Annotated in this window: 18 protein-coding genes; 10 read left to right on the top strand and 8 right to left on the bottom strand. The window is 65.5% G+C overall.

The genetic code is table 11. The annotated features are described in order from the left end of the window. The first annotated feature begins 20 nt into the window (after positions 1–20). Positions 21–479, top strand: coding sequence for a thiol-disulfide oxidoreductase DCC family protein (locus SH602x_RS17155; protein WP_479473478.1), 459 nt, complete (start codon positions 21–23; stop codon positions 477–479). Here the strand turns inward: SH602x_RS17155 and SH602x_RS17150 are convergent. From SH602x_RS17150 to SH602x_RS17140, 3 genes are all read right to left on the bottom strand, one after another. Further along, positions 476–1,363: an alpha/beta fold hydrolase gene (locus SH602x_RS17150; RefSeq protein ID WP_479473477.1), complete on the bottom strand. Its 888-nt coding sequence runs from the start codon at positions 1,361–1,363 to the stop codon at positions 476–478. The two genes, SH602x_RS17155 and SH602x_RS17150, sit on opposite strands and share 4 nt — an antisense overlap. A 38-nt stretch (positions 1,364–1,401) precedes the next feature. Beyond that, positions 1,402–3,531 carry a LamG domain-containing protein gene (locus tag SH602x_RS17145; RefSeq protein ID WP_479473476.1) on the bottom strand — a complete coding sequence of 710 codons (2,130 nt, stop codon included), beginning with the start codon at positions 3,529–3,531 and terminating at the stop codon, positions 1,402–1,404. Positions 3,532–3,808: 277 nt separating this feature from the next. Then, on the bottom strand, positions 3,809–3,991 hold the full coding sequence (locus SH602x_RS17140) for a hypothetical protein (protein ID WP_479473475.1): 183 nt from the start codon (positions 3,989–3,991) through the stop codon (positions 3,809–3,811). Positions 3,992–4,380: 389 nt separating this feature from the next. Between SH602x_RS17140 and SH602x_RS17135 the strand changes: the two genes are divergently transcribed. The 5 genes from SH602x_RS17135 (at position 4,381) to SH602x_RS17115 (ending at position 13,125) form a co-directional block, all read left to right on the top strand. Beyond that, complete coding sequence (locus tag SH602x_RS17135) at positions 4,381–6,006, top strand: peptide chain release factor 3 (protein ID WP_479473474.1); 1,626 nt, start codon at positions 4,381–4,383, stop codon at positions 6,004–6,006. 117 nt (positions 6,007–6,123) lie between these two features. Then, positions 6,124–9,678, top strand: a complete 3,555-nt coding sequence (locus SH602x_RS17130) for an FAD-dependent oxidoreductase (RefSeq protein WP_479473473.1) — start codon at positions 6,124–6,126, stop codon at positions 9,676–9,678. Positions 9,679–10,276: 598 nt separating this feature from the next. Further along, positions 10,277–11,539, top strand: a complete 1,263-nt coding sequence (locus SH602x_RS17125; RefSeq protein WP_479473472.1) for a PQQ-binding-like beta-propeller repeat protein — start codon at positions 10,277–10,279, stop codon at positions 11,537–11,539. 241 nt (positions 11,540–11,780) lie between these two features. Next, the gene (locus SH602x_RS17120; RefSeq protein WP_479473471.1) at positions 11,781–11,915 is read left to right on the top strand and encodes a hypothetical protein; all 135 of its coding nucleotides are present in this window, start codon (positions 11,781–11,783) and stop codon (positions 11,913–11,915) included. 610 nt (positions 11,916–12,525) lie between these two features. Beyond that, on the top strand, positions 12,526–13,125 hold the full coding sequence (locus tag SH602x_RS17115) for an RNA polymerase sigma factor (protein ID WP_479473470.1): 600 nt from the start codon (positions 12,526–12,528) through the stop codon (positions 13,123–13,125). A gap of 17 nt (positions 13,126–13,142) precedes the next feature. Here the strand turns inward: SH602x_RS17115 and SH602x_RS17110 are convergent, their stop codons facing one another. From SH602x_RS17110 to SH602x_RS17095, 4 genes are all read right to left on the bottom strand, one after another. Beyond that, positions 13,143–14,306 carry a serine/threonine-protein kinase gene (locus tag SH602x_RS17110; RefSeq protein WP_479473469.1) on the bottom strand — a complete coding sequence of 388 codons (1,164 nt, stop codon included), beginning with the start codon at positions 14,304–14,306 and terminating at the stop codon, positions 13,143–13,145. 533 nt (positions 14,307–14,839) lie between these two features. Beyond that, the gene (locus SH602x_RS17105; protein ID WP_479473468.1) at positions 14,840–15,901 is read right to left on the bottom strand and encodes a WD40 repeat domain-containing protein; all 1,062 of its coding nucleotides are present in this window, start codon (positions 15,899–15,901) and stop codon (positions 14,840–14,842) included. A gap of 158 nt (positions 15,902–16,059) precedes the next feature. Continuing rightward, the gene (locus SH602x_RS17100; protein WP_479473467.1) at positions 16,060–17,301 is read right to left on the bottom strand and encodes a DUF1501 domain-containing protein; all 1,242 of its coding nucleotides are present in this window, start codon (positions 17,299–17,301) and stop codon (positions 16,060–16,062) included. 179 nt (positions 17,302–17,480) lie between these two features. After that, positions 17,481–19,040 carry a DUF1549 domain-containing protein gene (locus SH602x_RS17095; RefSeq protein WP_479473466.1) on the bottom strand — a complete coding sequence of 520 codons (1,560 nt, stop codon included), beginning with the start codon at positions 19,038–19,040 and terminating at the stop codon, positions 17,481–17,483. 263 nt (positions 19,041–19,303) lie between these two features. On the opposite strand from SH602x_RS17095, the gene SH602x_RS17090 reads away from it, so the two are divergent. The 3 genes from SH602x_RS17090 (at position 19,304) to SH602x_RS17080 (ending at position 24,325) form a co-directional block, all read left to right on the top strand. Beyond that, complete coding sequence (locus SH602x_RS17090; RefSeq protein WP_479473465.1) at positions 19,304–22,507, top strand: DUF1553 domain-containing protein; 3,204 nt, start codon at positions 19,304–19,306, stop codon at positions 22,505–22,507. A gap of 26 nt (positions 22,508–22,533) precedes the next feature. Beyond that, the gene (locus tag SH602x_RS17085; RefSeq protein ID WP_479473464.1) at positions 22,534–23,958 is read left to right on the top strand and encodes a DUF1501 domain-containing protein; all 1,425 of its coding nucleotides are present in this window, start codon (positions 22,534–22,536) and stop codon (positions 23,956–23,958) included. A 97-nt stretch (positions 23,959–24,055) separates the two neighbouring features. Next, entirely contained in the window at positions 24,056–24,325 is a 270-nt protein-coding gene (locus SH602x_RS17080) for a hypothetical protein (protein WP_479473463.1), read from the top strand. A gap of 367 nt (positions 24,326–24,692) precedes the next feature. Here the strand turns inward: SH602x_RS17080 and SH602x_RS17075 are convergent, their stop codons facing one another. Then, positions 24,693–25,103 carry a helix-turn-helix transcriptional regulator gene (locus SH602x_RS17075; protein WP_479473462.1) on the bottom strand — a complete coding sequence of 137 codons (411 nt, stop codon included), beginning with the start codon at positions 25,101–25,103 and terminating at the stop codon, positions 24,693–24,695. Positions 25,104–25,353: 250 nt separating this feature from the next. Here SH602x_RS17075 and SH602x_RS17070 point away from each other — a divergent pair, with 250 nt between their 5' ends. Continuing rightward, a complete protein-coding gene (locus tag SH602x_RS17070; RefSeq protein ID WP_479473461.1) occupies positions 25,354–26,940 on the top strand; it encodes a proton-conducting transporter transmembrane domain-containing protein in 1,587 nt (528 codons plus the stop codon). Positions 26,941–26,985 lie beyond the last annotated feature (45 nt).

Here is a 26,985-nt window from a genome sequence, read left to right as displayed (position 1 = left end):
TTCCAAGCGGTCAGCATCGCATGCCTACAGAACTCGAACGCTCTCCGAACCGGGATGTCGCGATCGCCTCGAACGACGAAGGGGCAAGCGTACCGACCTGGAAGTTCAAGGCGCTGTACGACGGCAAGTGTCCGTTTTGCCGAGTGGAAGTGCGGTTGTTGCGCCGTCTGAACCGATCCGGCGCGCTGGCGCTGGAAGATATCGCGGCGGACGACTTCGACCCCGGGCGATACGACAGCACGCTTCCCGAACTGATGGGAACCATGCACAGCGTCCTCCCCGACGGGACTAAAACCGTCGGCATGGAAACGTTCCGCCAGGCCTATCGAGCCGTCGGATTGGGGTGGCTGCTCGCACCGACCGGATGGCCGCTGCTCCGGCCGATGTTCGACGGCCTCTATTCGCTCTTCGCCCGCTACCGCGTCCGGCTCGGCGGCCTCTTCGGCGAGTCGTGCCCCGACGACCGGTGCTCGCTTTAGGCATCGTCCGGCGTCGCGTCGCCGAGAAACCTGATCAGCTCGCGATTCACCCGGTCAGGCTCCTCGCGCTGGATCCAGTGCCGGGCGTTCTCGAGTCGCATCAGGAGCGCGTCGTCGCAGAGCTTCAGGCTCGCTTCGGCGAGGCCCGGTTCCTCGGTCGGGTCCTGCATTCCCCACAGGATCAGCGTCGGCGTCGTGATGCGGAGCTTCATGGCATCCGACCGCCGCCGCGCGAGCGCTCGGTAGTAGTGGATCAGCGCGGTCAGCGCTCCCGGCTCCCGCCAGGCGGCGACCAGAAGCTTCCGGTCGCTTTCGTCGAAGATGCCGGGCAGACTGGTCGACTGGACGCTTCGAAACAGCATCGCGTAATCGCGTGCGGAGAGCATCGCCTCGGGCAGACGCGGAATCTGAAAGAACCCGACGTACCAGCTCTTCAGAATCTGCGTCGGACTGCGGAAGAGATAGTCGCGGAAGATGCCGGGGTGCGGCGCGTTCAAAACGGCCAGTCGTTCGACGCGCTCGGGAAAGCGGGCCGCGGCCCACCACGCGACGATGCCGCCCCAGTCATGTCCGACGAGACGGAACGTCGAGTAGCCCTCTGTGTCGGCAAGCGCGACGACGTCTTCGGCCAGGCGATCCAGGTCGTAGGAGGCGACGCCGCGGGGCTTGTCGCTGCGCCCGTACCCGCGCTGGTTGGGAGCGAGCACGCGAAAGCCCGCCGCTGCCAGAGCAGGGATCTGCAGATGCCATCCCTGCCAGATATCGGGAAACCCGTGCAGCAGTATCACGAGCGGTCGCCCCAGCTCGCCTGCCTCGGCCACCTGCAACGCGATGCCGTTCAGCGGTCGCGAGCGTTCCTCGTAAGGCAGCGTTTCAGGCGTCACGGTTCGGGCCAGTAGGATTCGTTCGTGCTGCCCGCTGGTCAGCGGCCTGTGAGCGTGGCGATCTCTTCGGGAGTCAGAACCCGGTCGAACGCCGCGATCTCGTCCAGCCGACCTTCCCAGTTCGTCTCGCGGTCGCAGCTTCCGCCGAAGAAGAACTGGTCGACCGCGACGCCCTCCGCGTCGAGCGTCGCCTCGATCTCCGGCTGCGGATCGCCGTTCAGGTAGACGCGAATCTCGCGGCCGTCCCGGACGAGGACCACGTGATTCCAGGTCCAGCGCTTCATGTCGGAGCGTCCGAAATGCGCCATATTCGCCTCGCCGCTGCCCCGAAAGATCAGCTTCCCCTGCCCTTCGCCCGCACCGCCTACGCCGAGCGTCTCGGCGGCGCCGGGGGCTGCGTGGTCGCGACCCTGCGCGAGGAACCAGCCGGAGACGTCCCGGGCGCCGTCGGGCATGCCGTTCCAGATCCAGAGCGAGATCGAATAGCGATCGCGCATGCCGGGAACGCGTGCGTTCAGGCGACCGCCCGCGAAGTGAGCGGCACGGTTCTTCTCTCCGGCCTCGCAGAAGGCATCGGGCCTCGGCCCCTCCAGGAAGAAGACCACGCCCGGCTCGTAGATGGCGTCGCCGTTCCCTGCGGCGTCGATCGCTCGGGGACCGGCGAGCTCGTCCAGACGCCAGTAAGCCTTCGGTCGATAGGACAGAGCGGTCTTGCTGACCCGTCCCTCGCTCTGCTGATACGTCTTTCGCGGCTGATCGGCGACCTGCTCCAGCAGCGTCAACGCCGCCTCGACGATCTTCGGTTCGGCCTCGACCTCCAGCCCGGCGCTTCGGGCGGCCCAGGTGTTGTAACCGCCGAGCAGGTGCTGCTCCGGAGGCGGAATATACCCGTCGCCGCCGTTGGCCAGTTCGATCACCATCGTCTGCGGGAGCGGGCTTTGCAGCTTCAGCTTCAGGCCGGAGATCGCGTACGTCTCGTTGGGCGTGGTCGCGATGGCGATGCCGCCGACGCGCAGGGCCTGAACGACGACCTCCGTCGACTGCCGCTCGTGCAGGATGATCTGCTCCCGGGCGTAAACCTCCTCGGTATCCTTGGGCGGTCGATCGCCCATCTCCGCCATGACCCGCTGGGCCCACTCCAGTCGCTGCTTGTCCGGCACGCGGTAACGCAGATTCATCCGCGTCTCCGCCATCGCGATTTCGGCATCGCTGGCGTACTCGATCTTCTCATACGCGGTCAGCGCCCGGTCGACGAGCGCCTGCGAATACTCCTCGATGTTCCGCCCCGCAAGTTGCTGGTCCTGCGGCTTCGTGTAGTCCCGCCGCCAGATATCGCCGCTGCATCCGTGCGACATCATCGCGACGAATGGCTGCTTGTCAGACGGCGCCTCGGCCGCGAGGCGCGTCTTGAGTCCTTCCGAAAACAGGCCGAAGTAATCGGCGCTCAGCGCTTCGTCGCCGAAGTAGTGCATCGAGAAATTCGCCAGGATCGCGAGCGGGCGCCCGTCGGCCGCCTGCACGGCGATCAGCGAGAGATCCGGATCCTCCGGACCGGCCTCGCCGACCGCGTCGTCCCAGTTCCCGCCCGCGTGCATGTTCGCTCGAACGGTCGGGTTGCCGAAGGGATCCTCGACCACGCGATCCGATCGACGGATCCAGCGCCGGGGCGCGGTGTACTCCGCGGCGTCGACGCTGCCGAAGCCGATGCGAGCGGGCTCCAGGTTCTTCTCCGCCGTCGCGATCGCCTCGGCCAATTTCTCGCGCAGGTAGGGAACGTAGGTCGGATCGACGTCCGTCCCCAGACAGGCGAGGCTCGACGGGGCGCTGTGGGTATGCGTCGCGGAAATCAGCATCCGTTCGGGCCGGATCTTCGTTCGTCCGCTGGCGGCCTGCTTCGCCTCGTCCAGAAGATCCCGCGGGAGCATGCAACTGTCGACCACGACGATCGCCACGCGCTCCTTCCCGTCATCCAGCACGAGCGCCCTGGCATGCAACGGCGTCTTGACCGTCCCGACCGAGCGAGTGAGCATTCCGCCGTTCACGAGAACCGGAAGACCGATCGGCGTCACGTCGACGACCGCCGCTCCCGCGCGGAGTTCTCCGCGAGCGACGGCGCCGATCGAGAGCGCCAGAACGAGCAGGGCCAGTAGCGAATGGCAGGCGGGCATGAGGAGACTCCGGCGAGAGCGGCGGCGGGGAATCAGTGCGGGCGGGAGGCTCGGCGAACGGAGGAGCGATCGCCGAACTGGTAGACAGCGGGCAGATGCTGGCGAGGAGGCGCCCCCTCCTGCGAACGGGCGTGCGGTCAGGATGGCGCCGGGAAGCGCCGGTGTCAAACTTGCGGCGGGATCCAGAACGCGCTCGCGGACTGCTGCCGTGATCGCCGGCGTAGCAGATCGACTCCTGGGAACTCGAAAATGTGTACGCCGAGGCGAAAACCTGCCGTCAGAAAGCGTCGAAGAAGTATTCCCAGGCGGGCAGGCACAAGATCGCCACGCAAGTCAGAATGACCGCCGCCAGAAAGCTCAGATAGACAAGGTTCAGAGCGAGACCGAAGACCATCCTCGCGGGAACGCGATTCTTTCGCTGGCGAGGCGCCGACTGAGGCGGCTGGTACGGGTTTGACATGCCGCCGATTCTACCTCCTGATCAGACGCATCGGTCGAACGGGTCCCCCGCCGCCAATCGACCGGAATTGATTCCCGGGCCGAAAAACGCTATCTTTCGATAGCGAGGCGGGTTCCGGCTTCCGACGATGCAATTTCGGCCATGGCCCGGCAGATAAAACGGCGACCTGTGCTTCGAGGCGCTGCATGCGTCTTCGGTCGCTGTACGCCCCCCTAAACCGGCGGTTTCGGCGGCTATGGCCGCCCCCGCACGAAGGCCCGAAGCGCCGACGCGACTGGCGGCCATCCGCTGGCGGCCTCGATCTTCGCGGGCCACCTCCCCTGCCCTCCGTCAGCCGCGTCGTGAACCCCCGGACTGTCCTGTCCGAAAGCCCGAGAACGTTTCCCAGCATGTCCTCCACGAACGCCGTCGTCAGTCGCGAAACCAATCGGCGGCGCACCTTCGCGATCATCTCGCACCCCGACTCCGGCAAGACCACGCTAACGGAGAAGCTGCTCCTGTTCGGCGGCCAGATCGAGGTCGCCGGCGCCGTTCGCGGACGCAAAACCCAGCGCGGCGCCACCTCCGACTGGATGGAGATCGAACGCCAGCGCGGCATCTCGGTCAGCTCGACCGTGCTCTCGTTCGAGTACGGCGGCTGCCTCTTGAACCTGCTCGATACGCCGGGTCACCACGACTTCAGCGAAGACACCTTCCGCACGCTGGTCGCCGCCGATTCGGCGATCATGGTGATCGACCTGGCGAAGGGGGTCGAGTCGCAGACGAAGAAGCTGTTCCGCGTATGCGCGCTCAGGAAGATCCCGATCCTGACCTTCGTGAATAAGGTCGACCGTCCCGGCAAGCAGCCGCTGGAGATCCTGGCCGAGATCGAAGCCGAACTCGGCGTCAAATGCTCGCCGCAGAACTGGCCGCTCGGCTACGGCGCCGACTTCCGCGGCATCGTCGATCTGAACACGGGCATCGCCCATCTGTTCGAGGAGCGTCGCGGCGACCGACGCCTGCACGGGACCTCGATTCCGCTCGACGAAGTCGACGAGACGCTCGTTTCGAAGGAGGCCCTCGCCCAGGCTCGCGAAGAGATCGAACTGCTCGGCGATTCGAACCATCTCGACCGGGACGATTTTCTGGCCGCGACCGCCACGCCGGTCTTCTTCGGCAGCGCCCTCACCAACCACGGCGTCGAGTCGTTCCTGCGGTCGTTTATCCAGATCGCGCCGGCCCCCGGTCCGCGCGAGGCGGATATCGGTCCGGTGGAAACCGATCGGGAGGACTTCGCCGGCTTCGTCTTCAAGATCCAGGCGAACCTCGACCCGAAACATCGCGACTGCATCGCGTTCGTTCGCGTCTGCTCCGGACGCTTCGCCCGCGATATGGAAGTGACGCACGCCCGGACGGGAAAGAAGATCCGTCTGCGGCGTGTCCATCGCGTCTTCGGCTCCGAACGGGAGACCGTCGACGAGGCCTTCCCGGGCGATATCGTCGGACTGGTGAACCCAGGCGAATTTCGGCTGGGGGATACGCTCTGCACGGGCGATCCTTTGCATTACGCGCCGCTGCCCGCGTTCGCGCCGGAGAAGTTCGCCGCGATCCGCTGCACCTCCTCGACGCGGCGCAAGCAATTCGCGAAGGGGATGGAGCAGTTGCTGGGAGAGGGAGCGATCCAGACCTTCCACGATCCCAAGGCAGCGACCAAAGAACCGATTCTGGCCGCGGTCGGCGAGCTGCAGTTCGACGTCGTTCGCTATCGCCTGCAATCCGAATACGACGTGGAGACGGCGTTGACCTGGCTCCCCTTCGTGACGGCTCGCTGGGTCAGCGGACCCGGCCCGCTCGAAGACCTGCGTCTTCCCTTCGCGTCGCGACTGGTCTACGCGAACACGGGACATCCTGCGGTGCTCTTTTCCTCTGAATGGGACTTGAAGTACGCCCAGGAAACGAACAGCGCGTATCGCTTCGAAGCCACCCGGGCGGGCGACCTCTCGACGAACGCGAATGTCACCGCCGCTCGACTCTGACGATCACCGCCCCGAGCGAACGCTCGCTCCGGCGCGAACTCTCCGTCGCGAACGCCGCCGCTGACGCTCTTCCGTCCGGCGTGACCGTTCGCTCGACACAGCATCTGAATCAGTACCATGCAAGACGCCGCTACCACGCCCCTGCGTTTCGGATTCACCTTCGCCGACCTCTACCGCCGCGACGGCCTGGTCCGTCTGGACGAGACGTTCGCCGCGCGCCTGGCCGAGCACTCTCCCGAGCTCCATTCGCGGATGGTCCTCGCGCGCCTCGAACCGACGGCGCTGGCTCCGAAAGAAGAATCGGCGCTGCTCATCGAGATCGCGCCCTATCTCGAAGACTTCATCGCCGAACTGTTCGATATCGAGCCCGAACTGCGCAAGCTGCAGGCGCATCATTCGGAACTGGCGCCGCTTCAGACGGTCAAGCGAAAGTTCGTGCAGCGTCGGGTCAAGGGACGCACGCCTGAAGAGGCGGCCGCCATCGACGGCACGGCCATCGCCGCGGAACTGGAGGCGTTCCTCGGGGGGCCGTTGACCGACGTGCTCTACGCGGAGAAGGTCACCGCCTGGATGGAGCATGAAGCCGAGCGCTCGAAGCAGCTCGACCTCGCCGCGGAGTACGCCGTGTGGGCCTCGATGACGCCGGAGGGACGCCGCAAGCATCGGCACAGCGCCCTGTTCAACGTGCCGCGGAAGATCGATCACGCGCGGCTGGTCCACGTCGTCGAAGAGTTCCGCCACGACCTGGTGCAGCTCGCGCTCGCGCCGGAGGATCGCCGACCGCGCGTCGGCTTTCACCTGACCGATCCGGGCACCGACCTGGCCGGGGCGCTCGATCAGGCCAACTACTGCATCAAGTGCCATCACCAGGGCAAGGATAGCTGCTCCAAGGGCCTGAAGGAAAAGACGGGCGAGTTCCAGAAGACCGTCTACGGCGTGCCGCTCGCCGGCTGCCCGCTCGGAGAGAAGATCTCCGAAATGGACGAACTGAAGGGGGACGGCAATCCCATCGGCGCGCTCGCCGCGGTGACGATCGACAACCCGATGTGCGCAGGCACGGGCCATCGCATCTGCAACGACTGCATGAAGGCCTGCATCTATCAGAAGCAGGACCCGGTCGACGTTCCGCAGATCGAGACGCGCTGTTTGAAGGACGTGCTCGAGCTCCCCTGGGGCTTCGAGATCTACAGCCTGCTGACGCGGTGGAATCCGCTGAACTTCGCCCGCCCGCTGCCTGTCGCCCCGACGGGGAAGAAGGTGCTGGTCGTCGGCCTCGGGCCCGCCGGCTTCACGCTCGCTCATCATCTGATGAATGACGGCCACGCAGTCGTCGCGGTCGACGGTCTGAAGATCGAGCCGCTGCCGGAACGGATCTCGGGCGTCGACCCGCTGGGGAACCGCGTGCCGTTCGAGCCGCTGCGCGACGTCTCGGACATCTTCGAGGACTTGAACGAACGCGTGATGGCTGGTTTCGGCGGCGTCGCCGAGTACGGCATCACCGTCCGCTGGAACAAGAACTTCCTGAAGGTGATCCGGCTGCTGCTGGAGCGCCGCGAAGAGTTCACGATGTTCGGCGGCATCCGCTTCGGCGGCACGATCACCGTCGACTCCGCGTTCGAGATGGGTTTCGACCACATCGCGCTCTGCATGGGCGCGGGTCGTCCGACCGTGATTCCGATGAAGAACGGTCTCGCCCGCGGCGTGCGGCAGGCCTCCGACTTCCTGATGGCGCTGCAACTGACCGGCGCCGCGAAGGCCAAGTCGATCGCCAACCTGCAGGTCCGCATGCCGATCGTCGTCATCGGCGGCGGTCTGACCGCAGTCGATACGGCGACCGAGTCGCTCGCCTACTACCCCGTGCAGGTCGAGAAGTTCCTGCGGCGCTACGAAGAACTCATCGAAGCGCGGGGCGAAGCGGCGCTCGCCAGCCTTTGGTCGGGCGAAGAGAAGGAGATCGCCGACGAGTTCATCGCCCACGCTCAGGCCATCCGCGCCGAGCGCGCCGCGGCGAGCGTCGAGGGGCGACCGGCTCGCATCGCAGAACTGCTGCTCGGGTGGGGCGGAGCGACGGTCGCCTACCGGCGCCGCCTGATCGACGCGCCGAGCTACACGCTCAACCACGAAGAAGTCGCCAAGGCGATGGAAGAAGGCATTCGCTTCGCCGAGTGTCTCACGCCGGAAGAAGTCGAGATCGATCAGTACGGCGCCGCCAAGGCGCTCCGCCTGACGCAGTCGACGTTCGACGAAGCGACCGGAAAGCTCGTTCCGACGCCCGAGCCCATCTTGCTGCCCGCGCGGACGATCCTGGTCGCGGCGGGGACGCAGCCGAACACAGTACTCGCCCGCGAAGACGTGCGGAACGTTCGCATCGACGGTCGCTACTTCCAGGCGATCGACGAGCAGGGCCAGCCGGTAACGCCCGAGAAATCCGCCAAGCCGAAGGCGGCGCACGTCCTCATGTCGCGCCGCGAAGACGGACGCATGCTCAGCTTCTTCGGCGATCTGCACCCCTCGTTCGCGGGCAACGTCGTGAAGGCGATGGCGAGCGCCAAGCAGGGTTACCCGATCGTCTCCCGCGCGCTGGCGACGATGGAACCCAACGGCGTCTCGGCGACCGAGCTTGCCGCGACGCTGAATGACGGGCTCCGCGCGGTCGTGCATGACGTGATCCGCCTGACCCCCGACATCATCGAGATCGTCGTGAGGGCGCCGCTCGCGGCGCGGGCGTTTCAGCCGGGGCAGTTCTATCGGCTGCAGAACTTCGAATCGCTCGCGCCGACGGTGCAGGGAACGACGCTTGCGATGGAGGGGCTCGCGCTCACGGGCGCTGCGGTCGATCACGAGCGGGGTTTGCTCTCCATGATCGTTCTGGAGATGGGAGGCTCGTCCGACCTCTGCGCTCTGCTCAAGCCGGGCGAGCCGGTCAGCCTGATGGGACCGACGGGCTCTCCCACGGAAACCCCGGGCGAGGAGACCGTCCTGCTCGCCGGCGGCGGCCTGGGCAACGCGGTGCTCTTCTCGATCGGCCAGGCGTTCCGCGGCTTCGGGTCGAGGGTGCTCTACTTCGCCGGCTACAAGAAGCGGATCGACCGCTACAAGGTGGAAGAGATCGAAGCCGCAGCGGACGTCGTCGTCTGGTGCTGCGACCAGGATCCAGGCTTCGCGCCCAATCGTCCCCAGGACCGGGCCTTCGTCGGCAACATCGTCCAAGCGATGGCGGCGTACGCCCGCGGCGACCTGGGCGAGATCTTCATTCCCATGGACGAGGTCGAACGGATCATCGCGATCGGTTCCGACGGCATGATGCGGGGCGTGCAACAGGCGCGGCACACGGTGCTTCAGCCCTACCTGAAGCCCGGCCATCACGCCTACGGCAGCATCAACTCGCCGATGCAGTGCATGATGAAGGAGATCTGCGCCCAGTGCCTGCAGACGCATCGCGATCCGCTCACCGGCGTCGAGACGACGGTCTTCTCCTGCTCGAATCAGGACCAGCCGCTCGATCACGTCGGCTTCGATTCGCTCCGCAGCCGGCTGTCGCAGAACAGCGCCCAGGAAAGGCTGACGAAGCTTTGGATCGACCACTGCCTCTCGACGCTCGGACACCGAACGGCGACCTCCCGCGGCCCGTTCAGGAACGCCGAACTCGCGGACGCCTTGCCGGCATCCTGACGCGCACGTCGCGGGCGCCCGTGATTCGATCGACTTGCTGAAGCGGCTTGCGTGGACGGGCCGCTTCAAGCGATGAGAGCGACGCCTCGCCTTCCGATCGAGACGTCCAGCCGCACTTCACCCGGCGACCGACATATCGCTGGCTGAGGAGGTCCCGCTGCTTCGCTCGCCTCGTAACTGCCGGCGGTCGTTCATCCGCAGACGGACGCGACGCGCGAGGTTCTGCCGAGATCGCTCGGGGCCCCCGTCGCCGCTTGAGGAGATTTCGTCGCTCCAGAACGTGCTAGCGCCGGAGTCAGGTTCCGCCTTGCCCTCACGCTCACGCGCGCGTCTTCGCGTCGAGCATATCGGGGAAGTTTCGGAAGTGATGGGCGACCGTCTCGCCACCAGGTCGAAGGGCGATCGCTCCCGCCTGTCGAGGGTCGCCAGGGAATCGCCGTCGTCGCAAGCCCCCCTCATTTCGGCTACGCTTCGTTCGTTAAGAACCCCGCGGGGCTGCGGGACAGAGAGGCTTCAGACGCTCGGCCACCGGTCATGCGAGCGTCGTCGCCCGGATCGCTGGCCGACGCTCGTTTCATCTTCCACGTCGAGGTACGACATGCAGGCCCCTCGTTTCGTCCCCTGCGGCCTCTTGCTCGCAACTCTGTCGCTGGCCGTTCCGCTGCAGGCCCAGGACTCGGAATCCTGGAGTCAATGGCGTGGGCCGAATCGGGACGGCTCCGTTTCCGGAGCGGACTGGCCGGACACGCTGTCCGAGGAAGTCCTGACCAAGAAGTGGCGCGTGGAATTGCCGCCGAGCTACTCCGGTCCGGTCGTCTCCGCCGCGGAGGTCTTCGTCACGGGGACGGAGGACGCGAAAACGGAGGTCGTGTACGCCCTCGACCGGGAAACGGGCGCGAAACTCTGGAAGGCGGAGTGGGCCGGCGCGCTGACCGTCCCTTTCTTCGCCGCCTCGAACGGCAGCTGGATCCGCGCGACGCCGGTCTACGACGGCGAAAGCCTGTTCGTCGCCGGCATGCGGGACGTGCTCGTCGCCTTGAACGCGGAGACGGGCGAAGAACGCTGGCGAGTCGATTTCGTCGAGCGCTTCCAGACGCCGCTGCCTTCGTTCGGCTGCGCCAGCTCTCCGCTGCTCGACGGCGATTTCCTGTACCTGCAGGCGGGGGCCTCGGTCGTGAAGCTGGACAAGCGGACCGGCGAAACGGTCTGGCGCACGCTGCAGGACGGCGGCGGAATGACCGGCGGCGCCTTCTCGTCGCCGACGATCGCGACCTTGGCCGGCCAGCGGCAACTGCTCATTCAGACGCGCGAGGAGCTTGCCGGTGTGGACATCGAGACCGGCGCCGTGCTGTGGAAGCGAACCGTGCCGAGTTTTCGCGGCATGAATATTCTCACCCCGGTCGCGTTCGGCGACGGAGTCTTCACGAGCTCCTACCGCAACAAGTCCTGGTTCTTCGACGTCGCGAAGTCCGACGGAGCGTTCGCGACGTCCGAACGCTGGAAAGCCAACGTCCAGGGCTATATGTCGACGCCGGTCGTCGTCGACGGGCACGCTTACATCCATCTGCAGAACCAAAGGTTCGCCTGCATCGACCTGGCGACAGGCGAGGCGACCTGGACGTCCGAGCCGTTCGGGAAGTACTGCAGCCTGGTCGTGCAGGGGGACCGGATTCTTGCGCTGGATCAGGAGGGGGAACTGTTGCTGCTGAAGGCGAATCCGAAAGCGTTCGATCTGCTCGACCGGCGTAAGGTCAGCGATGAGGAAACGTGGTCCCACCTGGCCGTCAGCGGGGACGAACTCTTCGTGCGCGAGTTGAATGGCCTGAGCGCGTTCCAGTGGAAACGCACGCCGAACGAGTAGTGGCGCATACACGGCGAAGCGCTTCCCCGGCCGTCGATGATGGAGCGGAAGAGATTCTCGGAATCCGGTCCTCGCAGCGGGATCCCGACCTGCTAAAGACGGCAGTCGAATCCGACGACGATTTCCGCCCGCGAACGTTTCCCCTGCCGAAGAAAAAGCTGACGCCTCCGGCCAGAGGGCGGCTTCATTCCGTTCGGTCTCCATAACCGGAACGTACCGATCGCTGCGATCGAGGTCGCTGATGCCTCCGGCCTGGGCGTATAGCAAGCCGCTCGTCCGCCTGCCCGGCGCCTACGGCGTCAACCAGATCGCCAAGTGGATCCTCGACCAAGTCGGGGGGAAGCTGGCGGGTCTCTCCGCACGCGTCGCCACATAAGCATCGCGTTGGTTCGGATGCAGGCAATTCCCTGGCCGGCTGTCCCTCTGGACGAGCCGGCAGATCCTATTCGTTCGCAACCAACTTCGTGAAGCCTATCAGGAGCGGCCCGGCCCGCGGCGCCAGGCGCTCCGTCAACTAACGACCGGGCGACCCGACCGACGAGGACGCCGCTCGAACTTTCGGCGCCGAAAGTCGCAACGTCGTCTCGCTGGGATTGGAAGCGTCCAGACTTCGCGAAGGAGGACCTCGAAATTCCGGGCTACCCGCGTTTTTCTCGCCACGCGCCTCGGCATTGCGATCGCATCGCAGGCCGAACAAGCGCAAGTCTCGAACCTCGAAGTCGTTTCGACGCCCTTAATCTCCGATCCTGGCGGCCTTCCGACCGAGTCCGTTCTTTCTCGCCGGATCTCGCGACGCCTCCTGAAATGTCGGATACTGTGCAGCCCGCCTCGCGAGCGACGGTCCGCGTGACGCCGATGCGGCGGACGTCGTCGAGACGAAGGCATCCTCGCATCGCCCGCCCACTGCACTCCTCCCTCATCTTGAACTCTGGACTGCTGCGAAGCCCGCTGCGGGGCTATCGTCGCGCTATCTGTCCCCCCAGGCCATGGATACGACTCGGATCGACGAAGCGCTGCAGCTCATCCGGGAAAAGCGTCTCGGAGCCGAGGACGAGTTGCTGCGCCTCGCGAACGAACGGGTCGAGCGTCTCTCGCGGAAGTTCCTCAGCGCCTTTCCGACGGTCGCCGCCTGGTACGAGACCGGCGACGTGCGGCAGCTCGCCTTGATGCGCGCGCGACGGACGCTCCAGAAGGTCGACGTGTCGGACGCGAAGCACTTCTATCGCCTGCTCGCCAAGAAGGTCCGCGAAACGCTGCTCGACTTGAAGCGGCAGTTGCACGGTCCGCAAGGCCGAGCGTCGCATGAGCGACCGCTCCAGTCCGACGGGTCCGATTCGCGCTGGTTCGACCAGGGACCGGTCGACGAGACGCACGAACCCGGAAAGCTGGCCCAGTGGCTCGAACTCCACGCGGCGATCGAGGCGCTTCCCGAGCCGCATCGGCAGATGTTCGATATGCTCTGGTACAACGAACTGACGCAGGAAGAAGCGGCGAGCGTGCTGGACGTCAGCGTCCGTCACGTACGGCGTCTGTGGCGGGACGCGAAGCTGGCGCTGGTCGCGGCGCATCCCGACCTGAATCCCTGAAAACGGAGCGAGTCGCATCAGGGTCGTCGTCGGCGGAACAGCCGATCGGCGAGCGTCGGTCTGCTTCCCTGCGTCAGCGGTCCGCAACTCAAAGTCTCCTTCAGCGCCTCGGCGAATTCGGCCGCCGACTGCAGGCGAGCGGCCGGAGATTCTTCGCAAGCCGTCGCGACCAGCCGCTCGAGGCGCCTGCGGACCTTCGGGCGGAGGGGCAGACCCGGGGCAACCCCACGGCTCTTGCCAGGGTGATCCGGTCGAGGATCCGCAGAGGCTGCCGAAGCGCTCGCCGCGGAGCCGCGCAACAATCGACTGAGCACGACGCCCAGGGAAAAGATGTCCGACCAGGGACCCAGCGCGCCTTTTCCGGCGGCCCGTTCGGGACTCATGAACTCGGCGGTGCCGAGCACGTAGGCGCGGCTGCGCAGCGAGGAGGCGTGCGAGATTTCCAGCGCTTCGATCGACGCCGCGGGAGCAGCTCCCGGCAGATAGGGAGTCGCGGCGCCCCAGTCCAGGAGCGCCGTGTCGCCGTTCTCGCCGAGCAGGATGTTGCTCGGCTTCACGTCGCAGTGCAGGATCCCCCGCCGGTGTGAATGAGCCAGCGTCCGGCAGACCTGGATCAGCGCCGCGAACGATTCCCGGAGACTCGACTCCACCTGCTCAGGATCGCCTCCGGCCATGGATTCGATACGTCGTTGCAGGGTTTCGCCCGGCACGTACCGCATCGCCAGAAACGGAAGCCCGAGCTCCGTCGTTCCGACGCCGAACACCGGCGCGATGCCCGGATGGTCGAGCCGGGCCGCGATCTCCCCCTCTTTCCGAAGTCGCAGCGCCGAGGCCGGGTCGCCCCAGTGAGCCGTCTTCACCGCGACCTCCCGCTTCAGCGTCGAATCGAAGGCGAGGTAGACGCTGCCCTGTCCTCCCGAGGCGATCGGTCGGACGATGCGGAGCGCTAGGCCCAGCGACACGAACTGCGGGGCCGCCGGCGCCTGTAGCGGTTCGCTCAACGCTCGATCGACGCGTTCCAGACGACGAAGGACCGCGGTCAAGCGTTCGGCGAGCCGAGTGTCCCCGCTGCACAGACCGAGGACGTCCGGTTGCGTCTCGCCGGACTCGACGCGCAGCTCCCACGCTTCGAGGGCCGCGTTCAGCTCTTCGTCGAGTTCCGACTCTTCGGCGACGCTCACTTGGCTTCCCGGGCACGAGGCTGAATTTCTGGAATCGACGGTCCGGGCGCTTCGTTCGCGTACGCTCTCGCTGGCGGGAAACGCGTCGCAGCGAGGATCGACATCTGCAATCGCTCCCTCGCTCGGAAATTTCCCGACCTCCGGCGCTCCGCCTCTAGGCCCGGGATCGCACGGCCCGGAGGCGGTTCGGATCCTATGTTACGTCCTAGTCCCCCTACTGCGAATCATTGGCTTGCGTGGATGCATCCGTTAGCTTCGTGATCAAACGCTTCCGTCACTCTCGGAAGCCGCGCTTCCCGCAGGTCGCGGGTCGCAAAGAAGGGTCACGGATGCCATGGTCATCGCCTAAGCGAGCACGCGCGGAGCTCGCCGGCAGTTGTAGATCTCCGTTTCAGCCATGCGCCGCGCTTTCGCGACGGCAGCGACAGGCCGCGATCGGCGGAGCGGCGGTGTCGAAGCTGCTTTTCCGCGCGCTGCCGTGGCTCGGGCGGACGAGCTGACCGAGGTCATGCCGCTGCGACAGCGCGGAATGCCTACGCCGCGTTCATCTGCAGAAGGTGGATCTTGGCGGCGCCGCCGGCATACGCTTCGCCGGGAGCGCCGCGACCGTTTTGATTCCGAGAGATGCAAACCATGTAAGCCAGCCGCTGTCCGTCGGGGTGGAGGGCGACGCTACGACCGTTCGGCAAATCCTTGCCGACATAAAACGGCTTGTCGCTGCCGGGCTGCCAGAACCACAGCTGCCCCTTGCCGGGAAAGGCACAGGAGGCGGCCATCACGAACCCGGCCGGATGAAATTGTGCGTCGTAGACGAAGCCTTCATCGTCGGCGCCGAACTGCATTTCCTGCAACTGCGTGCCGGCCGCCCAGTCGTACATCAGCACGCACGGCAGACCCACGGCGAAACCGCCGCCTGGAGTCTTTTGGCCTGCACAGAGCAGTCGCGTACCGTCGGCGTCGAAGGCCAGATGACGTGCCCCGCCGCACTCTTGGATTTTGTCGAACTGGTAAAGCGCCGAGGCGTCCAGTTCGCGTACGACTTGACGGGACTCCAGGTCCCAGTGTCGCAGCTTGCCGTAGAGATCGCCGGTCACGAGCGATCTGCCGTCCGGATGAAAGGCGACGCTGAATACGATCTTGGCATGGCCAGGTAGTTCGCCCAGCGGTTCACCGTCGGCCGCGGACCACAGCCGCACGACGGTGTCGTTCCCGGCCGTGGCGAGCATCTCGCCGTCAGGGCTGACCGCCAGAGCGCGGATCCACGCCGGATGCGCGGCGTCGTCGCTCCACGCCGCATCGGTTCGCGGTTCTGCATAACGATACGCTGCAAGTCGTCCCCACGAGTCGGCCGAATACACCAGATCGCCGGCTGGTGCGAAGGCGAGCGCCTGCACCCACGCATGGTGCCCGGCGAGCGCCGGCATCGCCGCCGGTTCGGCGCCGGAGACGTCCCATCGATGCACGAGCGCGTCGTACCCGGGAGCGGCAAGGTACTTGCCGCAGGGGCTGAACCTCGCCTGCCAAAGCTGACGCGAGTGTTCCAGCGTCTTATCCGGCTGCGGCTGAAACTTCTTGAGCAGTTCTTCGTCGGTCATCGCTTCGCTTCGTCGCTTACTTGTCTTGAGGCCTGAGCGCCGACTGTCGGCTCGTCCGGCACCGCCTGGCCGACCGAGCGGCCCTCGTATCGCGTTCGGTCCAACGGCGGCTCGTTCGGAGCTTCTTACAGATTGGCGAGCGCCCTGAGCATACGTCCCTATGACAAAAGCTCTGCGATCGGTCCGCAGTCGTCGTGGGCTACCGGGAGCGGCTGGCCGGCGTTGACGTACTCCATCGACTCCTTGGGCACGTCAAGCGCCTGGAACCAAGTATGGAACAGATGCCCGATGTCATGCTCCGGCGCCTCAACGTAGGTCCCGGCTGCGTCGGTTTTGCCCACCACGACGCCGCGCTTGATGCCGCAGCCGGCCATGCCGACCGACCAGGCCTCAGGCCAGTGGTCGCGGCCGACGTGCGAGTTGATTCGCGGCGTGCGGCCGAACTCGCTGAGCACGATGACGAGGACGTCGTCCAGCATGCTCCGCTCGGCCAGGTCTTCCAGCAGCGCGGCGAACGGCCGATCGAACTGTCGAACGAGACTGTCGCATGCGTTGAAGTGGTCGCCGTGGCTGTCCCAGTGATATGAGTTGACCTTCACGAAACGGACTCCGGCCTCCAGCATCCGCCGGCCCAGCAGCAAATGGCGGCCTAGCTCGTGCGTTCCGTAACGCTCGACATCCCGCGACGGAACCTTGGAGTCGTCGAAGAGGTCGACGCGCTTCATGAGCTCGCCGGCCATATCGAACGCGTACGCGTTCGCTTCGGTAACGCCTGGGCGTCGCCGCTGCGCATAGCGCTGGTTGAGCTTGATCCGCAATTCGTTGCGTGCCGCATCGGCTTCAGGCGTAACGGACGAATGCAGCAACAGGTTGGGCGGCGGCTGGCCGTCGCCGAGCGCGAGGGCTCCGAACTTCGGCCCCAAGAATCCTGCATCTTCGGTCTTGAAACCGCCGCTCCCGGGCTTGATCCAGACGTAAGGCGGCAGTCCGCTGCTGCCCGGTCCGAGAAGCTTGGCGACCGCCGAGCCGAACATCGGATAGACCACGCCCCGGTCCTTGGGGTCGCCCCGCTGAATGCGGGCGACGCCTGCCGAGTGGCTGTTATCCTTCGTGCAGAGGCTGCGCAGGATCGCGAGGTGGTGCATCTGCGTGGCGGTGTTCGGCATCAGCTCGCTGATCTGAATGCCAGGCACGCTCGTCGCGATCGCACGGAAGGGACCGCCATGCTCCGTGTTCGGCTTCGGGTCCCAGCTCTCGAGCTGGCTGAGTCCGCCGTCGAGCCAGATGAAGATGACCTGCCTATCTTTCGCTCGCAGCTCCTCTGCGGCGGCGACGCTGGAGAACGGCCCGAGTCCTGCCAGTCCGACGCCTGCCGCGGAGCCCGCCAGGGATCCGAGCATGCGACGTCGAGAAAGGCGATGTTCCGACGGATTGCAAAGGCGCCTGGGCGTCATACCGGGTCCGACTTGTCGACGAGGAGGTCCGATCACGAATCCGAGATTTTGACGACGACCTCGGCGAGGTTCGAAAGCGACGCGGCTCTACGGCCGCTTCAGGGCTCCGATGTTGCCTTCGTCGCTCAATGATTCACCAGGAACTCCGTGGAGGAGAGCAACGCCCACGCCAGATGCCGAACGCCGACGTCGGGCGTCGATTCGTGACTCTTCAGCCACGCGGCGGCATCGGCTCGTTCCTCTTCCGTCGGCATCCGGCTCAGCACGCTCAAGTAGAGCTTGTCGCACTTCGCGCTCGCGTCGGACAGTTGAGTCGCACGCTCGATCAGGTTGCCCGGCGCCGGGGTGAGCAGGGTCAAGAACTTCTCGTCGTTGAGCAAGTACAGCGACGCCTTCACCGACGCGACGAACTCCTCCTCCGGCTCGCGGGCAGGATTCGCGAACGCCGCCACGAACGCACTGCGCAATTCTTCATTGCGTGCGATGCTGACCTGATCGGCCGGCTCGGCCAGCGCCGCTCTGGGCCCGGTCGCCTGCAGGACGCTTCGCGCGAGCTGCTCGGCCGAAAGTCGCCGCTCGAGCGACACGAGAAAGGTGTGCGCTTCCGGCACGTTTCCTTCGTCGGGCAGGATGCCGCTACGCTGGTACGTCTCGGTCAGCGCGAGCTCGCGAAGCAGCCACTTCAGGTCGTAGTCGTGCGCGGCGAGCTCTTCCGCGAGCAAGGTCAGGAGTTCAGGATGCGACGGCGGGTTGTCGGAGTGATGCTGATCCAGCGGATGGACCAGCCCGCGACCCATGAGCGAAAACCAGATTCGGTTGGCCGCGTTGCGGGCGAAGTACGAATCGCCGCCGACCGGAAGTTCGGCGGCGAGCGCCGACAGACGATTCGCCGCAGCGTCGGCGTCCGACGGCGGCCAGGAGATCTCCACTCCCCCCGGGATGCGAGGGCCGGTCGTATGCGGTACTCCTTCGAACACCGAGACGAACTCGACCTTCTTCTCCAGCGGCTTCTCCGTCAGCGCCGGATACGTAACGTCGCTGCGGATCGACAGGTGTTGAAAGAATGCAGACAAGCCATGAAAGTCGGCCTGCTTGTAGTCGTCGATGAACAGGTGGTCGTGGCACTGCGCGCACTGCAAGTCGCGCCCTAAGAACAACCGACCGACATCGCGCACCAGGCCCGGATAGTCGACAGGGTTTTGGCCGTAGGCTTCCAGCCGTTTGGTCAGAAAGAAAGCGGAGGCACGCGTGGCTTCATCGTCCGGATTCGGATTCAGCGTCTCGCGCGCCAGGACGTCCCAGGGCTTGTTCGCTGCGAACGAGTCACTGAGATACTTCTCCCAATCAGCGTTGTCGCCGCGCCGTTCCATAAGGCTCACATGGAAACTTTCCGCCATCTGACGAGCGTACTCCGGCGACGCGAGCAGAGCGTCGACCAGCTTCGCTCGCTTGTCCGTCGCTGCGTCGGCGCGAAACCGGGCAGTTTCCTCAAGCGAAGGAATGCGCCCCGCGAAATCGAGATACGCCCGACGCACGTACGTAAAGTCGTCGCATCGCTCGGCTGGCGATTGGCCAGCGGCCTGCTCCAGGATCAGCCGGTCGACGCGAGCGTGAAGAGGCTCTTCGCCATGGGCGGCCGCGACGATCAGCGCTAGAGCCAGATACGCGAAGCGCAGGATTCGCATCAGGTGATTTTCCGTCGATGTACGCCTGCCAGGCAGCGTTGGCCCATGTCGTGCAGTTGTCGACCTATCATCGATTCTAGCGGATGGGCGGTCGAGCCCGGCGGGAAATCGGACGTGGGCAGATCGAGCATGCGGTCGAACCGATGGGGCGTTTCGTTCCGCGTCGTGGGCTATTGTGTTGACTTTGCCTTCTATCGGCGGATAGAGTCAGAATTCCCTCCTCCTGGTTCCCGCCGACGCTTCCTGCCTGCCAGACCTCGCCTATGTCGCGATTCCGTATCGCCGCATGTATCGCGTCGGCGCTCGCATCCGCCGGGATGGTTTACGCCGCCGACGACGACTCGGGAATCGAGTTCTTCGAAACGAAGATCCGTCCGGTCCTGGTCCAGCGATGCTACGAGTGTCATTCGGTCGAGGCGAACAAGTCGGAAGGAGGCCTGCGACTCGATAGTCGCGAGGGCCTGTTGCAGGGAGGCGACAACGGTCCGGCAGTCGTCGCCGGCGCGCCGGATGAGAGCCTGCTGCTCTCGGCGCTCAAATACGAAGACTTCGAAATGCCTCCCGCGGGACGCGTCGCCGACGCGATCGTCGAAGACTTCGCGAAGTGGATCGAGATCGGCGCCCCCGACCCGCGCGAAGGAGAATCGGTTTCTGAGGAGTCCGCGATCGACTTCGAGGAGGCCGTCAAGTCTTGGGCGTATCAGGCGCCTCGCAAGCCGGACCTGCCGGAAGTCCGCGACAGCGTCTGGCCGAGGAACGAGATCGATCTTTTCGTGCTCGCGCGCATGGAGCAGGAATCTCTTCGCCCGGTCCGCACGGCGGACAAGCGTGAATTGCTTCGCCGCGCCTCGTTCGATCTGGTCGGCCTTCCGCCGACAATGGAAGAGACTGAGGCGTTCCTCGCCGACGACTCGCCGGAAGCCTATGCCAGGCTGATCGACCGGCTCCTGGCGTCGCCGCACTACGGCGAGCGTTGGGGGCGCCACTGGCTCGACGTCGCGCGCTACGCCGAAGATCAGGCGCATACGTTCGGCGTCCGTCCGAACTCCGAAGCCTGGCGTTATCGCCAATGGGTGATCGACGCGTTGAACGACGACATGGCGTACGACCAGTTCGTTCGCATGCAGATCGCCGGGGACCTGCTCGACGAAACGCTGGGCTACGATCGCTTCGTAGCGCTCGGCTACTTCGGGCTCGGGGCGGTCTACTACAAGAACTCCGACAAGGCGAAGGCCGAGGCCGACGAACTCGACGACCGGGTCGATACGTTAACGCGCGGCTTTCTGGGGCTGACCGTCAGTTGCGCGCGATGCCACGATCACAAGTTCGATCCGATCCCGACGAGCGACTACTACTCGCTGGCTGGAATCTTCGACAGTTCGCCTCTGACGCCCGTGCCGTTAACGGAACCCGACGTCGTGAAGGCCTACGACGAGGGGCAGAAACAGGTCGAACTGGCGAAGGCCGCTGTCGCGGATCGCACGCGAGAGCTGCGCGAATCGTTCGCCGAAGCCTCCGCGGATACCGTCGCCGAATATCTGCTGGCCAGTCGCGCACGACGCGCGGCGAAGGCACGGGGAGAATCGCTCTCCGACAAGGATCTCGCGGAAACCACCGGACTCTCTGCGACGTCGATTCGTCTGTGGGAAGAGTTTCTCGCATCCGACAAGGCGAAACGGCACGCGCCGTTCGCGGAATGGCTAGCTCTGGCGGAACCGACCGTCGATGCGACGACGGACGAAGACCGCCAGGCAGTCGAGCGCGCCGCGAACGCCGTCGAACTCGCGATTCAGGATTCGCTCGCAAGGAGAGACGGCAGGCCGCGCGCGACCACTGATCCGGAACCGTCGCCGACGACCGAGCCGCTTTTCGTCAGTCCGCCGATCACTCGAGAATCGCCGTCGGTCGAGATCGACGTCGCATTGAAAGGCGCGCGCGAGCTTTACCTGGTCATTACCGATGCGGGGGACGGCAAGTCGTGCGATCACGCCGACTGGATCGACCCGGTCCTCGTCACGAACGAAGGCGAGATTCGCCTGACCGATCTGAAATGGCGTTCAGCGAACGCCGGTTACGGCTCGGTCAATCTGAACCGCAGCGTCTCGGGAGGGCCGCTGCGAATCGGCGACCGCACGTTCGACAACGGTATCGGAACGCATGCGCCCTGCGTCATCGCGTACGACCTTCCCCCGGGCTCGCTCCGGTTTCGTGCGACGGCCGGTCTCGACGTGAGCGGTACGGGACAAGGCTCCGGCGCGACGGTGACGTTCGCCCTCTTCGACGCGACGCCGCCGAAGACGTTCCTGACCAGTTCGGACGACGCACCGGAGGAGGTCGTCGATCCGAAGATCACGAAAGCCGAAACCGAACTGTTGAAGGACGTCTTCGGCGACGGAGGACTGTTCCGACTGCCGGACGCCGAGTTCGACTCCGCCCTTTCAGAAGAGCGGAAGGCCGAACTGGCTTCGCTCAAGTCGACGTTGGAGGCCGTCACGCGGGAAGCGCCGCCGATGTATCCGGTCGCCCACGCGATTCGAGACGACCGCCCCAAGGACATGCAGGTCTTCATCCGCGGCAATCCCGCCCGCAAGGGAGAGGTCGCCCCGCGTCAGTTCCTGCGAATTCTGGAACCCGAGTCCCGGGAGCCGTACGTTTCCGGCAGCGGTCGTCGAGAGCTTGCCGACGATATCGCCAGCGAAACCAATCCGCTTACGGCACGCGTTCTGGTCAACCGCGTCTGGCAGCATCATTTCGGTCGCGGAATCGTCAGTACCCCCAGCAACTTCGGCCGACTCGGCGACCCTCCCTCGCATCCGGAACTGCTCGACTGGCTGACGGTCGACTTTATGGAGCATGGTTGGTCGATCAAGCATCTCCACCGCCGAATCATGCTTTCGGCGACCTATCGCCTGAGCAGCGACAACGATCCCCATAACGCCGAGATCGACGGCGACTCGCGGTATCTCTGGCGCATGAATCGACGGCGGCTGGACGTCGAGGCCTGGCGAGATTCCTTGCTCAGCGTGACAGGGGAGCTCGATTCGACGGTCGGCGGCGAGAACGGTCCGCTGCAGGGGAACCGTCGGACCGTCTACGCCAGAATCAGTCGCCACGAGCTCGACGAACTGCTGAGAATCTTCGACTTCCCGGACGCCAACGTCACCAGCGAAAAGCGGACCGTGACCACGGCGCCGCAGCAGCAGTTGTTCGTGCTGAACAGCGACTTCGTCGTCAAGCGGGCGAACGCTCTCGCCGAACGTCTGCGAATCGACGGAGCGTCCGACGAAGAACGAATCGAGCTCGCGTTCCGGCTCCTCTTCTCGCGGCCGCCGAGCGAAGAGGAGCTGCAAGTCGGACTGGAGTTTCTCGACGCGGCGGGAAGCGACGCGGAAGATCAAAAACTGGACCCATGGCGCCAGTACGCGCAGGCGCTCCTGAGCCTGAACGAGTTCATCTACGTGGACTGACCTGATCGGAATCGACGGGGAAGCGGATGTCGGAACTACGCGAGATGCGGGATCGTGACGGCCTCAGGATTTCACGCCGGGCGCTGCTCGGCCGACTGGGGACGGGACTGGCCACGCTGGGGCTGGCCAATCTCCTCGTCGACGACGGTCTGCTCGCCGCACCTGCGAACGACGTCGCCGGGAAGCCGCTGGCCCTGCGGGCGCCCCATTTCCCTGCCCGCGCGAAGCGGGTGATTCACCTCTTCATGAACGGCGGCCCGTCGCAGGTCGACACGTTCGATCCGAAGCCTCTGCTGACCAGGCATCACGGCGAGAAACCCCCTGCCGCGGAGCTCAAGACCGAACGCCGGACGGGCGGACTGATGAAGTCCCCCTTCGCGTTTCGGAAGTGCGGCGAGTCGGGTATCGAGGTCAGCGAGATCTTCCCGGAAATCGGAAAGTGCATCGACGACATCTGCGTCGTCCGGTCGATGCACACCGATGTCCCGAATCATGAGCCCTCGCTGCTGATGATGAATTCGGGCGAGACGCAGCCGACTCGCCCCAGCATGGGATCGTGGCTCTGCTACGGACTGGGCAGCGAAAATCAGAGCCTGCCCGGCTTCGTCGTGCTCTGCCCGGGCAAACCGGTCGTCGGTCCGCAACTCTGGAGCAACAGCTTTCTGCCCGGCATCTATCAGGGATGCCACATCGACAACGGCAAGCTGAATCCGAAGGACGTGATCCGCAACATCGACAACGAATTCCTGACCTCGTCAGCGCAGCGGCGACAGTTGGACCTGATCCAGCGGATGAACGCGTCGCATCGCGAACAGCGCGACGACGATCCCCAACTGGAAGCGCGGATCCAGTCGATGGAGATGGCCTTCCGCATGCAGACGGAGGCTCAGGAAGCGTTCGATCTGGGGCAGGAGACCGAAGAGACTCGGAAGCTCTACGGGGAAGGATCGTTCGCGGATGCCTGCCTCGTCGCCCGGCGGCTGGCGGAACGGGGCGTGCGCATGACGCAGGTCTTCTACGGAAACGGGCAACCGTGGGACGACCACGGAGACATCGCGGACCATGCCTCCAAGGCGAAGCAATCCGATCAGCCGGTCGCTGCGTTGATTCGCGATCTGAAAGCGCGGGGCATGCTGGACGATACGCTGATCCTCTGGGGCGGCGAGTTCGGTCGAACCCCGACGTCCGAAGGTTCCAAGGGACGCGACCATAACAATCACGGCTTCTCCGTCTGGATGGCGGGGGGCGGCGTCAAGGGAGGCATGACCTACGGCGCGACCGACGATTTCGGATTCGCCGCGGTCGAGAAACGGACGCACGTTCACGACCTCCACGCGACGATTCTCCACCTGCTCGGTCTGGACCATACCAAGCTGACGTATCGCTACAGCGGTCGCGATTTTCGACTCACCGACGTGCATGGCGAAGTGATGCACGACATTCTCGCCTAGCGCCGTTTCGATCGCCTGGCGTTCGTGACCGCTTCTGCTTCGGCGGCATCGATCGAAGCCGTCGAGCCGCTGGAAAGACTGGAAAGCGCCGATCGAAATGGTCTCGCGATCGCGAACCCGGCTGACGCCTTTCCTCTCGCTGGCGTGGCTTCTGGCGCCGCTCTGTTGCGAGTCTGTCGCCCAAGCGAAGCCGAACGTCCTCTTCATCGCCATCGACGATCTGCGTTGCGACGTCGGCGCCTTCGGCGCGTCGCATGCGAAGACGCCGCAACTGGACGCGTTCGCGGCGTCTTCGCGCGTCCTCACGCAGCGCTACGTGCAGGCGCCGACCCAAAAGGAAATATTGGACGTGCGCGCCCAGTCCTGAGCGCTTTCAGGAACGTCGTGGCGTGCGGCGCGCGGCCCATCCTCAAGCACGTCGCTGTCATAGGCCAGACCCCCGGAGCCTGGCGTCGCGGGAGGCGGATTCCGCCAGCAGAACGTGTTGTCGTTTTGCTCGCGGTACGAACGACAGCGAGACCAGAGAGCCCGGCATCCCAGGGGGAAGCTGTCGTCCTTTCTCAGCGTATCGCTGCAGTTCGATCGATCGGCCGTCTCTCGGGCCGTCGGCGCTGCTCCGGCCGCGTTAGGCGACGGAGATTCGACACTCGACGCTTCGTCCAGAAACCAGTCGGAGCGGGGAGAGCTTCGGTACCCAGCGCTCGGAGGGGCGAGTTTCCTCGCGCTGTTCGTGGCTAGGACGTCGGCCGCGAGCGGGTGACGAGCGCGATAAGGTCGCCGACGGTGCAGTGGCTCTCGACGGGGTGACGAAGGGGGCGGTCGGTGATCAGGCGGTAGTGATTCTGCCGCCCCACCTTCTCCCGTTCGACGAAGCCTCCTTCTTCCAGGTCGGCGATGATTCGCTGGACGGCCCGCTCGGTAATGCCGACCCGCAGCGCGACTTCTCGCAGAACCATCCCGGGATCCTGGGCGAGCAGGAAAAGGACGTGGGAATGGTTCGTCAGGAACGTCCAGCGGGACGCGTGGTCGGAACGAGCGTCCGCCGGCTCGGGAGCGGCCGCGGTCGCCGGTCGGGCGGCGGAGACCTTCGCCCCTTTCGCCCTACGGGCGCCTGGGGACGTTCGAGCGGAACGTGGCTGGACCATCGCGGAGGGCGTTTCGGCGGCGCGGAGAGTAGAGGGCGAAAGCCGAGGCGTCACCGGAAGTATACCTGATCGGGCGACGGCCTAGACGCGAAATTCTTGTCGTGTATTCGCGAACCGTTGATGGGAGCCGCTCCTCGCAGCCGAAGAAAATGTACGACGCGCGATTGACGACATTCATGTCGCGTATTACGGTACGCGAAACTAATGTCGCATTGCGGCTCGGAATCGGTTTCGCCCCGGGAGAGTGAACATGAACTGGCTTCAGCCGTCGCTCGCGCTCGCCCCTCCGGCGCTCTTCCTCGCGACGGCCCTTCTTCCCTTCCGGGACGAACGGCGACGTACGCGGTGGGCGAAGCGTCTGGTCGAACCGGCGGCCGTTCTGGCGGTCGCCGCGTCGGCATGCGCGGCGGCGACGCTTCCGTTCGCGGGAACCTACGAAGCGGCGGCGGTTCGACTCCCGTTCGGCTGGTCCCCAGGGCTTCTGTTCGACAGCTTGTCGGCGGTCGCGCTGCTGCTGGTCAGTTTCGTCGGCTGGGCGACCCTTCGTTTTTCCGTTCGCTACCTTGACGGCGATCCTCGGCAGGGACGTTTCCTGCAGAGGATGTGCCTCGCGCTGGGCTCGGCGCTGACGCTCGCCGTCGCGAGAGATCTCGTAACGCTGGCGATCGGATGGGCGGCGACCAGCGCGGCGCTTCATCTCCTTCTGACGCACTTCCCCAATCGTCCTCGGGCGATCGAGGCGGCCCGGCAGAAGTTTCTGATCGGCCGGCTGGGCGACGGCTTTCTGGTCGCCGCCGTCGTACTCACGTACGCAGCGTTCGGCACGCTGGAGTTTCCGGCGCTGTTCGAGGCGGCGAGAGAGGCGGGATCTGACGTCGGCCTGCTGGCCGGAGGAGCCGCCGCGCTCTTCGCACTGGCGGCTGTGACTAAGTCGGCTCAGCTTCCGTTTCACGCGTGGCTGCCCGAGACGATGGAGGCTCCGACGCCGGTCTCCGCCCTGATGCACGCGGGGATCATCAACGCCGGCGGGCTCCTGATGATTCGACTGGCCCCGGTGATGTCGCTTTCGCCGGGCGCCCTCTCGCTGCTGGCGATCGTCGGCGCGGCGACCGCCGTGTTCGGTTCGCTAGCGATGTCGACCCAGACGAGCGTCAAGCGAAGCCTGGCCTATTCCACCGTCGCCCAGATGGGCTTCATGATGCTGCAGTGCGGCATGGGCGCTTTCTCCGCCGCGGCGCTCCACCTGGTCGCTCACTCGCTCTACAAGGCCCACGCCTTCCTGAGCTCGGGAAGCGTCCTCGACGCGGCGGCGCGTACCAGGTTCGATGCGCCGGCAGCGTCGTCAAGAGGTTACGCCGTCGCCTCGTTCGCAGCGGCGGCCGGCGTCGGCGTCGCGATCTGCGGCTTCGCCTTCTACGCCTTCGGGCTGACGGCTAAGCCCGGCGCCCCGGTTCTTTTCCTGATTCTCGGGCTGGCGCTCCTTCATCTTCTTTGGACGGCCTATCGCACCGGCCAGGTCCGCCTCTCGGCGAACGCGACGGCGCTCGCTGGCGTCGTCTGTGCCGGCTATCTCATCGCCTACTTCGTCGCCGACCGCATCTTCGCCGCGTCAGCCTCGTACGCGGTCGCGCAGAGTTCGGCTTGGGACGGACCGTTCCTTGCGGCGATCGGCCTGCTCTTCGTCGGCGCCTACGCCGTGCAGGCGATCGGGCCACATCTCCGCGAATCGCCTTCGTTCCGAGCCCTCTACGTCCATCTTTCGAACGGGCTGTACTTCGACGCTTACCTGCGTCGCGCAACGTCCCGCGTCTGGCCGGAGGGGACGCGAACGACCTAGTTCGCGGGGTCAGGACAGAAACGCCGCGATTCCGCGAACCGCAAG

This window comes from Lignipirellula cremea, assembly GCF_056501455.1.
Note: the sequence above shows the minus strand (reverse complement) of the source record. Positions and strands in the feature narration are given on the sequence as shown.

Excerpts from the sequence above, each read along its gene's own strand:
- SH602x_RS17155 (WP_479473478.1), top strand. The coding sequence starts at position 21 with ATGCCTACAGAACTCGAACGCTCTCCGAACCGGGATGTCGCGATCGCC.
- SH602x_RS17145 (WP_479473476.1), bottom strand. The coding sequence starts at position 3,531 with ATGCCCGCCTGCCATTCGCTACTGGCCCTGCTCGTTCTGGCGCTCTCG.
- SH602x_RS17140 (WP_479473475.1), bottom strand. The coding sequence starts at position 3,991 with ATGTCAAACCCGTACCAGCCGCCTCAGTCGGCGCCTCGCCAGCGAAAG.
- SH602x_RS17135 (WP_479473474.1), top strand. The coding sequence starts at position 4,381 with ATGTCCTCCACGAACGCCGTCGTCAGTCGCGAAACCAATCGGCGGCGC.
- SH602x_RS17130 (WP_479473473.1), top strand. The coding sequence starts at position 6,124 with ATGCAAGACGCCGCTACCACGCCCCTGCGTTTCGGATTCACCTTCGCC.
- SH602x_RS17125 (WP_479473472.1), top strand. The coding sequence starts at position 10,277 with ATGCAGGCCCCTCGTTTCGTCCCCTGCGGCCTCTTGCTCGCAACTCTG.
- SH602x_RS17120 (WP_479473471.1), top strand. The coding sequence starts at position 11,781 with ATGCCTCCGGCCTGGGCGTATAGCAAGCCGCTCGTCCGCCTGCCCGGC.
- SH602x_RS17115 (WP_479473470.1), top strand. The coding sequence starts at position 12,526 with ATGGATACGACTCGGATCGACGAAGCGCTGCAGCTCATCCGGGAAAAG.
- SH602x_RS17105 (WP_479473468.1), bottom strand. The coding sequence starts at position 15,901 with ATGACCGACGAAGAACTGCTCAAGAAGTTTCAGCCGCAGCCGGATAAG.
- SH602x_RS17100 (WP_479473467.1), bottom strand. The coding sequence starts at position 17,301 with ATGCTCGGATCCCTGGCGGGCTCCGCGGCAGGCGTCGGACTGGCAGGA.
- SH602x_RS17095 (WP_479473466.1), bottom strand. The coding sequence starts at position 19,040 with ATGCGAATCCTGCGCTTCGCGTATCTGGCTCTAGCGCTGATCGTCGCG.
- SH602x_RS17090 (WP_479473465.1), top strand. The coding sequence starts at position 19,304 with ATGTCGCGATTCCGTATCGCCGCATGTATCGCGTCGGCGCTCGCATCC.
- SH602x_RS17085 (WP_479473464.1), top strand. The coding sequence starts at position 22,534 with ATGTCGGAACTACGCGAGATGCGGGATCGTGACGGCCTCAGGATTTCA.
- SH602x_RS17080 (WP_479473463.1), top strand. The coding sequence starts at position 24,056 with ATGGTCTCGCGATCGCGAACCCGGCTGACGCCTTTCCTCTCGCTGGCG.
- SH602x_RS17075 (WP_479473462.1), bottom strand. The coding sequence starts at position 25,103 with ATGGTCCAGCCACGTTCCGCTCGAACGTCCCCAGGCGCCCGTAGGGCG.
- SH602x_RS17070 (WP_479473461.1), top strand. The coding sequence starts at position 25,354 with ATGAACTGGCTTCAGCCGTCGCTCGCGCTCGCCCCTCCGGCGCTCTTC.